Raw genomic sequence first — 13,268 nt, 5'->3', positions numbered from 1 at the left:
GCTGTAATGGCCCAATATGCCGTCACGGCAGACGATGCCGATTTCTATCTGTCATTCGCCGCCGAGCTCGCCGATTCGGTCAGGCCCATCGTGCTGTCCTATTTCCGCACGCCGTTGGATGTCGCCGCCAAGTCCGATGCGAGCCCGGTGACGATCGCCGATCGAGCGGTCGAGTTGCGTCTCAGGGAAAGGATCGAGGCGCGCTTTCCGGAGCATGGCATCATCGGCGAGGAGATCGGAGCCAAGCCTGGCGGCGCGTTCACCTGGATCGTCGACCCGATCGACGGCACCAGGAGCTTTATCAGCGGCTTTCCCTTGTTCGGCACGCTGATCGCGTTGACCCATCAGCAGCAGCCGTTCTGCGGCCTGATCGACGTTCCCTTTACCGGTGAGCGGTGGGTGGCGAAGCCCGGTGTGGCGCGGTTCGGCGATGGATTGGCGCGGACCAGCGCATGCGAGAGCGTCGCCGACGCGCGCTTCTACACTACATCGCCTGATATGTTCCGCAACGGCGAGATGGGGCCATTCGAGCGGCTGTCGCGAGCTGCGCGGATGCGCCGTTTCGGCGGCGATTGCTACATCTATGGCCTGCTTGCGTCGGGACACTGTGACATCGTTCTCGAAACAGGGCTTCAGCCATATGACTACATGGCGCTGGTGCCGATCGTGCAGGGCGCCGGCGGCTGCATCACCGATTGGGAGGGATGCCCGCTCTCGATTCGTTCGGAAGGGCGCGTCCTGGCGACCGCAACGCCGCGGCTTCATGCCGAAGCGCTCGCCTTGATCCAGGGATAACCAACGATCATGCCCTACAGGACAACCATCGGAGGGACAGTCGTTGGCGTTGCCGACCTCAGGGATCTGATGGCCAAGGTGACGGCTCGAGCGGTCGGACGATCAGCTCGCCGGCATCGGCGCTGACGTTTCGGTCGAGCGGCTTGCGGCCAAATGGCGCTCACCGATCTGCCGCTCAAGGCCTTCCTGGCCGAGGAACTGATTCCGGCCGATACTGACGCCGCGTTCTCGAAGACCATGCGGCTGCAGGATCTGATGTTGGTCGCTTCGATGCGGAAGTGGTCACAACATTCCGCTCGACGATCGCGCTCGAGGGACGGCTTTCGACGTGCACGCGACGATGCCGTATTCGCGGAAATTATCCGCGATGGCATCTCTCTAGACTGCAAACTCCGTGCGCCATGAACGAAATTGTGCATCGATTGCGACCAGTCTTAGCGAGTGGCTACACGAGCGAGTTCGCAATCGACGCATGAGGGTACGTTGAGATCTCGTTCAATTCATTGTCAATAGTCGGTGCTGTAGCTCGCGTGATGCGGCCCGATCGCGCGCAATTGCGAGGCATTCGACCGTGCCTGCATCCTCATCAGCAGCAAGCGGGATCACGCCATCCTTGCGCTTGCGGTCGAACAGAAAGCGTTCCTTGACGAAAAGGTCATGTGCCGCTTGAAGAGAGCGTGATCGAACATTTCTGACGGATGAAATAACGTAGAATCCAGAGTAGTCGAAACCCAGCAGCCGAACGGCAATGTTGTGTAACACCGAGCCTCCACCCCACCGCCCGTTCGCCTCATTAAATAGCAGCCGCCCATCGCTCGTGAAAATGGCATCGATGTTGATCATTCCGCGGTATCCGAGGCCTCGCGCGAGCTCCGCAAATCGGTAGGCGTGCGTCTGGGCAGCCAGCCATTGTTCGTTTCTCAGATCGCTTGGCAGCTCAAGTCCCGTCCAAATGAGAGACCTTTCGGATTGGTCGCTGCTTCGACGCAGACGAATGCTTCCACTGTTGATGAAGGCGATCGAACCGTCCTCCTCGATTTCGTATTCGAGATAGAAGGGAGACCGAGCCAAGTGGTACGATTCCACGACCAGTGTCTTGCACGATGCTGTGGTCATCTCAGACCAAAGTGCTTCTGGATTAAACGACGGCCAAGAAATCTGCCTGGTATCTCGTGCCCCAGGTAATGGACCGCTGTCGTGACCGGTCAGGATAACATTTCCGACCCCACCGGCTCCATTGTCCAACTTGACGATTACGTTGCCGGTCTCAGACCTCAGCGAGGTAATCGCCCGCAATAGATCGTCTGAGTTCGTGGTTACGCACCCGCTTGGCAACGGAAGTCCGACACTTGTAGCCAATTGACGGAAGTGGCTCTTGCGGTTCAATAGATCAGGCCCCCGCTGCAGAGCGAATTCGCTCCCGCTCTGTGGAATACGCAGCAGTGCCGCCAAGCGCGCGACGCCTTCACTAGGATAGCAGGGATATATTCTCCAGGACGATTTCTTCCGAAGGTGGCTGTTGATTCTCTCAACAACAATATTTGACAGCAGCGTGCAATCATCAAGAACGCTGGCTGTACCGCCGCATTCAGGCACAAGAAGCGAAAGGCTCGAGGCATCGAAATCGAGCGTCGCGCCAATGAAGGACAACAAGTCCGGCCGGATGGCAACCGGTGAGATTATAAGGTCGCCCTCCTGTGCAAACCATGCTGAGCGTGAAGCCGAGTTGGCGGTAAAGGAGATTTGAGCTGCTGTCAGACCGTCCCCCGACATTTGTGACGTACCGGCATTCATGATTAGGATCCGAGGCAACGCCGATCTCCCGAGCATTTGATACGGTCAGTAGACACCGCGATATGAAGAACGATGAACTCGATACGGCGGATTGCGCAGAGGCGGTGAGCGTAAGGCGGCTTTGCGCCGCATTCCGTTGAACCAATGTGCCGCGATCCTAATGATTGTCTGCTTAAATGTTTCTCCCGATGCAATTGAACCGAAGCTCGGCATTGCATCGAACAGGTCTCGATCGCGTCATTCCGGGCTGACTGACCCTGGCTATTAGCGCGCGGCCTCTGCAGAACAGCGGGGGTCTTAATGGCTGTCATGGGTTACGAGCAATCGATACCGGTTTAGGTATGTCGCCCACTCGATCAGTCACCCCGTGCCGATCGACGGCAGTCGCGTGCATCTGTCCGTAATGATAGGCGCACCACGATGACTGCTTCTTGCCTGGTCTTTGATAAACTGGCTCGCCGCACATGTATGCCGATCTTGGATCGTCATCTTTGAAGCCGACAATGGCCCGGCATTGGCCTTCAATATGGTCAACTAGCAGGACCTGCTTGGCGCCGTCAGGCTCTTTCAACTTGCTGCTCCAGAATACCAGGCAATCTCTTCCGAAGTCGCAGCGGTCAGACCGAACGACGCTTGCAGCTCAAATCTCTTGAAAATCCTTGCCGCCGCATGGGCTCTCGTGCGTGCGGACGCCGTGCCAGCGCGGGAAGCTGGCGTGGATGGAGCGAAAAGCTGCTTCTTGACTGCCTTTGGTACTGTGGCCGGCCGTCAGTCTTGAGATTTGGGAGGCAACGGTCCCCTGCAAGAAGTCGGCAGCGAGGTTTAGGTTGATCGCCTCTGATTTCACGAGTCCTCAGATTGGGCAGCCTGAGACAGCCCGTTAGTACCACTTCTGGAATACCGGGCCATCTGCGACTGCCTGCGAGACGTCGCGACGCGATCAGGCCTCGCTGCACAGCTGTCTCAGCCGCTTGGCTCTTTGAGATGGGGATCATGATCAACCACTGTGACTTGGTTCTCATCAAGCCAGACATTCGCAATCCTTCACAATCCCGGCGGCAGAAGAGACCTCGTGCCAGTTTCGAGATCGTACAACTTAACGTTACGTCTGATTCAAGCCCTTTTGCTTGCCAGCATTAGTCCGCCAATACTCTGAGGTTAGTGCGGAATGCTACGGCCTCGAGCGTATTCTGCACCGCGATCTGCATCAGAAAGTCGCCGCATATGTTCGCAGCCGATAAGCGCCCTTGCAGGGTCCATGCTTTCGCGATCCAAGGCTCCCGTCAGCGCCGCAACGGATTTCGGTCTGACCGTTGCACTATCATTGGATGATTCAGTCGCATCCGTCCCGCGCCGGCGAGACGATGCCGATTTCCGGCGGAAGTGTATGATAACGTGCGCCTGATAGTAGGGCAGCTCTTTGTCCGTAGGCGTCGCAATTCCCGCCGGTCGAGATCATTGAAGCGTCTGATAGAGGCGATAGAGGAGCCGGGCACGCGGCTCAATCGACGAGATGTAAAGCTGCTCGTAATGCGTGTGGGCACCCTTGCCGTCGACACCCAGGCCGTCCAGGGTCGCCGTATGGGCCGCGGTGAAATTGCCGTCCGAGCCGCCGCCGCTAAAGACGTCGTGCAGCTTGAAGCCGAGCTCGGTGGCGATTTCCTTGGCGTGCTGATAAAGCGCCGCGCCGGCGCTGCTCTTCTCATAGGGCGGGCGGTTCAACTCGCCCGTGATCTTCACCGTGACGCCCTTGGTGCGCGACTTAATGCCGAGGATCGTCGGTACCAACTTGTGGGCGTCAGCCAAGGTCGGCACCCGCATGTCGACTTCCGCATAAGCGTCCTCGGGGATTACGTTCGGCCTGGTGCCGCCGCGGACCACACCGACGTTGACTGTGATCCCGCGCTGAAGATCGTTCATCGTCTCAAGAGCCTGGATCACATTGCCGAGTTCGCGGATTGCGCTGCAGCCATCTTCAGGACGCGCGCCGGCGTGGGCCGGCGTGCCTCTGATAAAGACGTCGAAGCGGGCGATGCCCTTGCGGCCCGTGACGATCTTGCCGCCGTCGCGCGCGGGCTCGGTCACGAGCACATATTTGGCCTTGCGGCCTTCTGCCTCGATTAACGCCCGCGAAGTCGGGCTGCCGATCTCTTCGTCGGATACGTAGATGTGGGTGATGCCCAGCGGCGGGCGAACATCATCGGCGCAAATCTGCCGAAATGCATGGTAAGCGAGATATGCGCCGCCCTTCATGTCGTAAATACCGGGCCCAAATGCCTTATCGCCCTCGACCTTGAACGGCAGGCGCTTTATGAATCCCATCGGGTGAACGGTGTCGAGATGACTCAGCACCAGGATGCCTGGCACGCCCTGGCCCCAGGACGAACGCGCGATCAAATGATCGCCTCGATCGTCACGTCCCGCAACGCGCTCAACGGAAGCCGACAAGTCGCGATAGCCCTCCGCCACGAGATCAGCAAGTTTGTTGACCTGATCCGGCCGCTCCGTCGGAGATTCGACCTCGACCCAGCGGCGGATGCCGTCGAGTATCATCGCTGCTTCGAACGGGTTGCTGGACATTATCTGATGCCTTCCAATGCGACGTACATCACTTGTTCCACTCAATTGCGCCAGGATCCAGCGTGAACGCCCGTCAGGGCGCAGCCGTAGGAAGTCGGATGTCCCTCTGGGCTTGATGTTGCCGCAGTGGATGATGCTACGCGGCTCCCCATAACGGAGCTACCAGAGCTGGTAGGTGTTGAAGCAATAGTCTTGAGGGATTGTCGTGGGCTGGCGCTTTTGGGGCGAATAGTGGCTGTTGCTATTTTCGATACTTGCGAAAATTACATTTCCATAGCGTCAATCCGCGTGCTTGCGGGCGCGTTCGACATTGATGCACGATGTCGGAACTGTGCGTCCGAAGCGAACACACATGGAGATCCGCTACTGCTCAACAGCGTCAGCCACCAGGGTGACGCGCGGGACGGTATCGCGCGGGGCGTAGCCATAGCAGGCCGAAATGAGAGCTGCCGCCACCTGTCTTGAAGGGGCGACCAACGAGAAAACGCGCCGATCTGTCCGGCAAAGAGCCTGCCCATCGCTCATGAATCGGCGAGGCGATTGCGGCCGGATGTTCCCGCGAGCGCATGCGGATGATCCGGTTGTCGGCGCCGTGCTGATGCTCTTCGCCTCTGGTCGCAGCCTGATGCTAATGTGTCTTTAAGAGGACACGCTTCTTTGCATCAAGAAGATGCTCGTCGAGCGTAGCGTGTAGCGCGCCCCGCAGCTCCGACGGAATTGAACTATCTGTGTCAATCAGTTCCCGAAATTTTCGAATGATGTGTTCGATCAGTGCTATGGAGCCGAGCGCTTCCATGTCCTGCGGGGCCGTCATCGATTATCTCCTTTGAGGCGCAGCGCGCACTTTGATGCGGCCCGAACGCAACGACGTGTTGCAGCTGGCTCCTTCGCCAAAGCGGAAGGGTACCTCTCACGCCATGATACTTGACGGGAATTGCGATAATTTGGCGGGCAGGCGCCGCATGCTGTTCGAACCGCGCGGAAGGGACGCACGTTAGCGGTTGCGATCTCTGACGTTTGTGCATGTCGTCCTTGGTCGGAGGATTGGAACATCGACAGACTCAGCGGTCACGCGTTGGAAACCGCAATCAGGTGCTTAAGTCGAGCGGCTGCTGCGCCGCGATCAAGCGATTCTCGCCCAATCGCTACGCCTTCCTGCAGCGTCGAAGCCCGGCCGGCCACGATCAATGCAGTCGCAGCCGTAAAAAGTGAGGCGTCGCGAATTCGACCTGGTGCGCCATCGAGTATGCTTTGCAGCGCGAGGTTGTCGGGATCGCCGCTATCCAGTGCCTTGCTAAGGCCGCGAGGGAATCCGGCCTCCTCCGGCCTCACTTCGAAGGTGCGGACTGTACCCGCCTCAAGCGCGGAAACAAAGGTCGGCTCGGCGAGGGTTATGTCATCGAGTCCACCGGAACCATGAACCACCCACACCGACTCGGCGCCAAGATTTTTCAACACGTACGCCAGAGGCTGTACCCATTCACGAGAGCAGACCCCAACAACCTGACGCTTAAGCCTGGCCGGATTCGACAGAGGGCCAATGAGGTTGAAGATAGTGTGGGTGCCAAGCGCGGTTCGGATCTGGGCTACGCGCTGCATTGCCGGATAGTGGGCCGATGCAAACGTGAAGCCGATGCCGGCATCGCGCACGCAACGCATAACGGCGTCAGGCTCAAGATCGATCTTCACGCCGATGCGCGCGAGGACGTCTGCAGTATTGCCCGAACCTAGAGACGCAGCGCAGTTGGTATGCTTTGCGACAGCAACGCCCGCTCCCGCGACGATGAAGGAGGCGCAGGTCCACACGTTGACCGCACACAAAGAGGTGTCGTTCGTGCTGGCGATATAAATGGGGTCGCATCCTGCCTCGACGGACGGCATTCTCTTCCGCATTGCGGAGGCCGCGCCGGTGATTTCTTCGACTGTTTCGCCGCGGACCCTCAAGCCCATCAGTAAGCCGCCGATCTGCGAGGGGCTTGCGCGACCCGACATCACACCGTCGAATGCGAACGCGGACTCCTCCCGACTCAGAGTGGCGCCGCTAGCAACTTTGCCAATAATCGATTTGAGCGCTTCCATCGAACTTTACACGATTCCTGTCCAGACCTCAGGCGCTCGCGCTCGACCGGGACTTTCGTTGAGGAGGCATGTCATCGGTGGCGGCGGCTTTGCGGCAGCGGCACGTTCGCGAGGAACAGACGCCTCATTGAATGAAACGAGCAGTGAAGCTGTGGGTCACTCGGCGACGCTACAACCTGACGCTACGTGAGGGTCAAGTTCTCGATTCGGCGTCGTATCAACGCGAAATCGTCGGCCGACGAACTCAATACGCGTCCAAGAATGCGGCCGTCTAAACGCGAACCGAGGATCAAACGCGTACCTCGACTTAGCATAGGGTTCTATCGTTTGAGCTATAGCAACGCGGAGAGCGATTGCTCGGGCGAAACGCCGCTGCCCCCGTCAACCGCGAGCGCAAGTGCCACTCACGATCGGCCGCGCTCATTTGCTCTCAGATTGCTGGGGTGGCCTGGAGATCCCGTTCGACCGGTGTGCTAACGGAAATGCCGCTCAGTTATCAATCCTCACTTCGAATCGCTGCTTTTGGTGCCGCTGTCGCGACCTGACACCACATATCGACACTGCCGGCTGAGGCTCGCTTGCTTTGATCTGAGGCATGAAATGATGGCGACGCGATCCGGTATGTGGTTGCTGCAATGGCGGAACGCGTCCTCCATGCAAGCCTCCTTCTCCTTTTCAGTCGGCGCTTGATCGCGCGCATGCACGGGATCGGGAATTGCAGCTGTCAATATGGCAGCAAGAGCGATCGCGCCGTAGGTAGCGTTGAGGAGCGAGGCCAAAGCGATCCGTTGGCTTTCAGTCATGATATCCTTTCAAGTCGGTGAGGCTGCGATTGTCGTCCTTGCATCAGGCGAAGGAGACCTTTTAACCGGGGAGAACGCGCCGGGTGAGCAATCATCGCTGTCAGGAAGCGGCTAGATTGTCGAAGACGGTCCCAATTGTCGAGGATCGTACAATCTGACGCAGCGTGCGGTTCAAGCCTCTTAGTGGGCGCCAGCTAAAGATGTTCTGGATGATCTACACCGACGCTACGAGAGAGCGTCTCGGTTGGAAGATGGCAGGTCGTATCACTGAACGAGGGATTTGCGTGAGGCCGGGACGGCGTGAGTGTCAGCGCATAACCAGGGATGCTGCTGTCGATTGTGCCGTGGCCGTGCGCCTCGGTCTTACGTAATTGTACGGAGTTCTAGCGTCGCATTTCCTTGATCTGCGGATTGCATGCTGACCACCATGAATCCGAAAAGCAAACTCTACGAACCCGATCACTGGCGGGGCCGAGCTGAAGCAACGCGAAAGAAAGCGGAAGCACTCGCTTACGGAAGACCCAGAGATAGGCTTCTTAAGATCGCGATGGAATACGACAAGCTCGCTCGGCGGGCCCAAGACTGGCAAGCGCGCCGAACCGCCGACGATAGTTGGCCCGACTAAGAGTTGTGAGGACTCACTTCGCTTCGACGACCGGTCCCGCCGATCGGCTCGCAATTCATTATGAGGGCGATGATGCTCAGCGCCGGGCAATGCCGGTTGCTGGCTTGTATGCAGTATGCGCAGATCTGCACAGCGTGGGTCGGGATCCCGGGGGGAGACGAGGTGGCTGTGTGGGATCTGCTAATCGCGACACAGTGGACACCGATCGCCCGATTCTTGTTGCCATTCGTGTGCGTGGGTTCGCAGAGCACTTGTCCGCCCGCAGTTGTGGATCTGGTCGGTAATAGCCGACGTCACTCCAGGCAGGATACTGATGGACTCGTGGCAGGATGTTGATGGGCTCATCGGTTTCGCCGATCCCGATATGTCATCCTCTTGCGTCCGCTATTACGTTTGCGTCGGAAAGGCCCGACGGGGTGCGAGGTAGTTGCGCTAAGTGTCGCCCTGGAGCTTGCCTAAAAACGGAGTTCAACTGTCAAACTGAGGGCGCGTCTGTTCCATCCCCCGCACTGATTGGATCAGTGCGGGCCCAAAAAGGCTTCGAGAAGCGCATGTGCGCCACCTCGTTCATCGTGACTGTCGCCAGTGCATCGCGTCCGTTCGCTCAAAGGAGCGCTGTAGTGATCCAGTAGATACCGGCCCAGAGCAGCGCATTTAAGAGCAGCCCGACCAGCGGCCACAGGTTCCACCGCCTTTGCGCTTGCAAAGAGCCGAAATCAGCGACGTATTGCCTCGTCATGGGTTGCTTTGGTGTGCGCCAATGCATCATTCACCACACGACGCGCTGGCACGCGAAGAATCGCGTTTCTTTAGAAGTCTCGTGTCATTCATGAGTTCGCGGTGTTCTTTCAAGGATCGAGAATCGAGAAGCTGTTTGCCGCGTGACAGGCATCCGGCTTGGTTATTTGGATCGCGCTTCGTCAGCTCAGGCGGGGCGTTACGAATCAAGACCTACGTCGCGTTGTGAATTGGCCCTGGATACAACGCGTCTTGTTGATTTGGTGTCTCGTCACCAGAGCAATCAGTATGCCATGACCGGAGAGGTGTTGCGCCCTCTTTTGACACAGAAAAAATGATGTCCGTCGGCTCCGGTGCAATGGATTATCTGCCTGTAGTAGAGTTTGCGACATCGATGCCTGAAATCAAACATTAGCCGGTAGAGTGAATGCGCCACCAGCGCTATACTGGCGACAGTGCGTTAGGATTTGCATCTCTTGATAGTCTGAAGGAGCGGCGATGGTCGACGTTGAGAGTCGATGAGATGGACTAGTCATCTTCCCTGACGGCTACCTTACGAAGAAGCGCTCGAAAGAACTTGATGGTATTAGCCCCAATATTTCCGGTGGCCGGTCGTCCTTACTCTAATGCGAGCTCGGCCGATTTAGCGCTCATACGGCTCGAGCATCGTCACATAGATGACGCATTGGCACTGTTTCACACGCGGCGAGAAGCGGGTGCTGCGATCTATCGGGTACAACATGGCAGTACGGCGCCGAGGCGCAGCCCTGGAATTGTCACGCGTTGGCCACGTGGTTTGCGAGCCGTAATGAGATGAACAAGCAAGCATCAGAGGCGATCATAAAGAGCTGCCAGGATGACAATCGATTCATCGGCCACGAGTTGATGGGCCGCTATCGGACCGCTTCATATGTTCGAGCAGATCGTCCGATGATCCGAACGGGCAGCCAATGAACGATTGTTTTTGAGGAGTCAGAGGCCCAAAGGCAGATGTGCTGTTGCTAAGGCAGGCTCTGTTCGGCGGTGGGCGCGCGTGAGGCGGCTCGACTTCGTGACGGAGTTGTTCGGCGGGCTCGCCCATCGGGTTGCGATGAGCTTGGAAATCCATCTGTAGGCTGTGTCGCATGGAGCGGAGCGTGCAGGGCCCGTATTCAGCGTCCGTGAGAGCATTCATCTGGTTCTCATCCGAAAACCGATAGTAGGGGAGCAAGTAATGATGAACATCTGCGGCTTTCTCAGCAGATGGTTCGCTGAAAAGTGGTTCTGGAATGCTGCGCTGCGGACTGAGCTGGCGCCAGTTCATCAGCTTCCGGACAATGTCATCTATGTGGACTTCAAGGCGAACCGGGAAGCAAAGGAGGGGGCGTGCGAGCGCAGATTATAGAGAAGCTGGAGGCCGGCCGGGTAAAATACGGCCGGTTCGCCAGTGTGCCCGGATCGGGCCCTCATGGCCTGTTTCTTGTGCAGGGGCCTTGCGGGTGTGAGCTCAAAATCAGTGGATTAGTTCGTCCTAGCTGGGAGCACGTCGCTGTCTCGACGCCGCGGCGTTGTCCAAACTGGGAGGAGATGTGCTTCGTAAAGGACCTATTTTGGAACGAAGAAGAATGCGTGATGCAATTGCATCCGCCGCATTCGCAATATGTCAATAACTTATTGTCTGCATCTGTGGAAACCAATCCATCGGGACATCCCGATGCCGCCAGCAAGCTTTGTGGGCATCGTCGGGTTAGAGCCATCCGAAGCGGCAATATTGTTCTCACGAATGAGCGCAACGGCATGACGAGGACAACGATTTCCTGAAGAAAAGATCCGAGCCGGTGCCGCTGGGTTGGTTCTGCATCGCCGGAAGGCAGGGGGCCGCGGACATGTCGGGGCTTTCCGCCAGTCGCAAGTGCGGAAGTCTTGCCTCTGATATCCGCACACCACGCGGGAGTGCTCTATAAAGTGGACGCAAGAGATGTTTCATGTGCTGGAGCAGCCCGTGCCATTGCGGGCGGGATGATGATTGTTTTCAGCGGGGGCAACCACTCCGGCCAGAACTGCGTGCTTGTCGGCCGCTGCCCTGCGTCTGAAATCGGAAGCGGCGGTTGAAGCGTGGGCTCGCCGAATAATCGGGCTCGAGTGCGACGCTCTTCCAAAGCTTATCAGTTCGTCAGCTCGTCGACAGCTTGCAGCAATATCATTCGTAGGCAGGGCGTGAGCTCCCCGCACTCGCTTTAGACTAAACGTACGCTGAAGAGACAGGCGAACCATCATGTATAATCGAGTTGGTGGCCAATCGATACGCTCTGATCAGGCCGACGAATCAAATCAGTCCGCTGACACTGGTAGCTTTGCGCAAGCGCTTACCGAGTGCGTGCAACGAGAGAGCTTGCCGCCTGAGGAGTTGTCTGACCGAATGGGACTCTGCTGCAGCAGGCCTCATACCTCAGACGCAAACGTTTACAGCCCGGGCTCCTCGAGCCCCAGCACGTCCTCTCTGTCCTCAGATTCCAATCCGTCCTCTCCGGGGAGGCCGATTCGTCACCTGTTTCAATACAGGACGGCTGAATTGCCCGGGGCCAATGTCAACGGCATCTGCGTCGGTTTGGCAGCGGAGTGGCTCCGCAATCAGCACAGCAGCCCTGCATCCCGAATGGGCGCGCTGCGCCCGGGCGCTGAAAACCATGCCTCGGCGGCGGTGCGGCAGCGGCGGTATGAAGATATCAAGACTGAGTTGCGAAACGACAGGGCGGGAGGTTCTCACAACCTTCAGGCAAAAAGCACAATGCTGCGCGAAGCGGGTTTGGAGCCAGCTGACGAACAGACGCGATATAGGTTTGGCTCATCTTCGCGTATTGCCCAGATAGTGAACGAAGTCACCGCCGACCCGTCGATTTATTTACTCGGCTTACGGTTCGCCGCAGGTGGCGCACACACTATGGCAACGTCCACGTCGAATGGAATGACGACGCTCTTTGATCCCAATTATGGTGAGTTTACCGTTCGGTCGGACCAAATGGGTGAGCTGTTCAAAAGCCTCGCCGACCGCTACAGCAACCTGAATGGACATGATATATCGACGGTCGTCACACAAAGGATGACCTGAGCATCGGGCTTTCAATCGGCCGTTCCGACCGTGCCCGTGTCCTTCCCGGTTTTCGCGGAACCGAGCCGAATCGAGAGCGGCCGCGCCCCGTTGAAGTGGGGGGGCGCACTGATAGCTGCGTCCTCCTTTAGCATGCGACAATTTGCTGTAATGGAGCTCATGGCGGCCGCGAAGATGAAGGCACGTTGATATAGCGGCCGCCCGACATCGATAGGTAGCCCATCCAGCCGTTTGCTTCGCCGCGAGATATCGGACGTCGGATAACTCGTGCATTCCTTGGACTACTAATGTTCCTGGCTGCTATGCTGACACTCCGGCACGTTTGGGATGAACTGTCAGGCACCACGGCCTCTGGTGTGAAAGCGTGTTCGGCTTCGAGAAATCACAAACGGCCTGGACTTCGTTTCGGGAAGCGCGCATCTGCGGCGTCACCTTTGCCGTGATCCACAATTGCAGCGTGCGTTTGGCTTGCCCCCTCGTCAGCTTTTCGAAAGCCAAGCCTCTTAGCATAGGCTCTCGTCTCTCGATTGATGCGGCCTATGACTGAACTGGTGGCAGTAAAAGCCGGGCGGATCTGCAAGAGATTATGTTCTCAAAACAGAAGGAGAGCTGTATGGATTTTAACCAGATCGACGGCGGTGGATCCCCAGGGTCTCCAGCCACGGCTCTCAATCCGCTCCCGGCCGAATGGTCGAGAGACCGGGCCACTTGGGTCTCCTGCCTGACACCGACGATGCCGGCCAGGGTGACAGTTCGAGGGCGAGGC

12 protein-coding genes are annotated in these 13,268 nt (G+C 57.9%); 6 read left to right on the top strand and 6 right to left on the bottom strand.

Annotated elements, in window-relative coordinates:
* Positions 1-6 precede the first annotated feature (6 nt).
* Both hisN and J2R78_RS05815 read left to right on the top strand, forming a co-directional pair.
* On the top strand, positions 7-795 hold the full coding sequence (gene hisN, locus J2R78_RS05820) for a histidinol-phosphatase (protein WP_069278731.1): 789 nt from the start codon (positions 7-9) through the stop codon (positions 793-795).
* 153 nt (positions 796-948) lie between these two features.
* The gene (locus tag J2R78_RS05815; RefSeq protein WP_069278732.1) at positions 949-1,200 is read left to right on the top strand and encodes a hypothetical protein; all 252 of its coding nucleotides are present in this window, start codon (positions 949-951) and stop codon (positions 1,198-1,200) included.
* Between the two features lie 90 nt (positions 1,201-1,290).
* Here J2R78_RS05815 and J2R78_RS05810 read toward each other — a convergent pair whose 3' ends face one another.
* From J2R78_RS05810 to J2R78_RS05785, 6 genes are all read right to left on the bottom strand, one after another.
* The gene (locus tag J2R78_RS05810; protein ID WP_245313955.1) at positions 1,291-2,589 is read right to left on the bottom strand and encodes a hypothetical protein; all 1,299 of its coding nucleotides are present in this window, start codon (positions 2,587-2,589) and stop codon (positions 1,291-1,293) included.
* Between the two features lie 307 nt (positions 2,590-2,896).
* Positions 2,897-3,160: a hypothetical protein gene (locus J2R78_RS05805; protein WP_141713529.1), complete on the bottom strand. Its 264-nt coding sequence runs from the start codon at positions 3,158-3,160 to the stop codon at positions 2,897-2,899.
* Positions 3,161-4,044: 884 nt separating this feature from the next.
* Positions 4,045-5,169: a M20 family metallopeptidase gene (locus J2R78_RS05800; RefSeq protein ID WP_253587748.1), complete on the bottom strand. Its 1,125-nt coding sequence runs from the start codon at positions 5,167-5,169 to the stop codon at positions 4,045-4,047.
* 628 nt (positions 5,170-5,797) lie between these two features.
* Positions 5,798-5,983 (bottom strand): hypothetical protein, encoded by a 186-nt coding sequence (locus tag J2R78_RS05795; protein WP_057016764.1) that lies wholly within the window; start codon positions 5,981-5,983, stop codon positions 5,798-5,800.
* 254 nt (positions 5,984-6,237) lie between these two features.
* Positions 6,238-7,248 (bottom strand): anthranilate phosphoribosyltransferase, encoded by a 1,011-nt coding sequence (gene trpD / locus J2R78_RS05790; protein WP_069278734.1) that lies wholly within the window; start codon positions 7,246-7,248, stop codon positions 6,238-6,240.
* Positions 7,249-7,751: 503 nt separating this feature from the next.
* Positions 7,752-8,051 (bottom strand): hypothetical protein, encoded by a 300-nt coding sequence (locus J2R78_RS05785; RefSeq protein WP_245313956.1) that lies wholly within the window; start codon positions 8,049-8,051, stop codon positions 7,752-7,754.
* Positions 8,052-10,627: 2,576 nt separating this feature from the next.
* Here J2R78_RS05785 and J2R78_RS05780 point away from each other — a divergent pair.
* The 4 genes from J2R78_RS05780 (at position 10,628) to J2R78_RS05765 (ending at position 13,049) form a co-directional block, all read left to right on the top strand.
* Complete coding sequence (locus tag J2R78_RS05780) at positions 10,628-10,798, top strand: hypothetical protein (protein WP_253603399.1); 171 nt, start codon at positions 10,628-10,630, stop codon at positions 10,796-10,798.
* Positions 10,799-11,025: 227 nt separating this feature from the next.
* Positions 11,026-11,214: a hypothetical protein gene (locus J2R78_RS05775; protein ID WP_253603397.1), complete on the top strand. Its 189-nt coding sequence runs from the start codon at positions 11,026-11,028 to the stop codon at positions 11,212-11,214.
* A gap of 454 nt (positions 11,215-11,668) precedes the next feature.
* Positions 11,669-12,502 (top strand): YopT-type cysteine protease domain-containing protein, encoded by an 834-nt coding sequence (locus J2R78_RS05770; RefSeq protein WP_081335007.1) that lies wholly within the window; start codon positions 11,669-11,671, stop codon positions 12,500-12,502.
* A gap of 364 nt (positions 12,503-12,866) precedes the next feature.
* Entirely contained in the window at positions 12,867-13,049 is a 183-nt protein-coding gene (locus J2R78_RS05765; protein ID WP_253603394.1) for a hypothetical protein, read from the top strand.
* Positions 13,050-13,268: the final 219 nt, after the last annotated feature.

The organism is Bradyrhizobium sp. USDA 4538, assembly GCF_024171045.1.
GTDB classification, from domain to species: domain Bacteria; phylum Pseudomonadota; class Alphaproteobacteria; order Rhizobiales; family Xanthobacteraceae; genus Bradyrhizobium; species Bradyrhizobium australafricanum.
The sequence above is the reverse complement of the archived record's forward strand: the minus strand, read 5'-3'. Positions and strand labels throughout refer to the sequence as shown.

Bases quoted from the DNA above. Each gene is read 5' to 3' on its own strand.
- hisN (WP_069278731.1), top strand. From the start codon at position 7: ATGGCCCAATATGCCGTCACGGCAGACGATGCCGATTTCTATCTGTCA.
- J2R78_RS05815 (WP_069278732.1), top strand. From the start codon at position 949: ATGGCGCTCACCGATCTGCCGCTCAAGGCCTTCCTGGCCGAGGAACTG.
- J2R78_RS05810 (WP_245313955.1), bottom strand. From the start codon at position 2,589: ATGAATGCCGGTACGTCACAAATGTCGGGGGACGGTCTGACAGCAGCT.
- J2R78_RS05800 (WP_253587748.1), bottom strand. From the start codon at position 5,169: ATGTCCAGCAACCCGTTCGAAGCAGCGATGATACTCGACGGCATCCGC.
- J2R78_RS05795 (WP_057016764.1), bottom strand. From the start codon at position 5,983: ATGACGGCCCCGCAGGACATGGAAGCGCTCGGCTCCATAGCACTGATC.
- trpD (WP_069278734.1), bottom strand. From the start codon at position 7,248: ATGGAAGCGCTCAAATCGATTATTGGCAAAGTTGCTAGCGGCGCCACT.
- J2R78_RS05785 (WP_245313956.1), bottom strand. From the start codon at position 8,051: ATGACTGAAAGCCAACGGATCGCTTTGGCCTCGCTCCTCAACGCTACC.
- J2R78_RS05780 (WP_253603399.1), top strand. From the start codon at position 10,628: ATGATGAACATCTGCGGCTTTCTCAGCAGATGGTTCGCTGAAAAGTGG.
- J2R78_RS05775 (WP_253603397.1), top strand. From the start codon at position 11,026: ATGCAATTGCATCCGCCGCATTCGCAATATGTCAATAACTTATTGTCT.
- J2R78_RS05770 (WP_081335007.1), top strand. From the start codon at position 11,669: ATGTATAATCGAGTTGGTGGCCAATCGATACGCTCTGATCAGGCCGAC.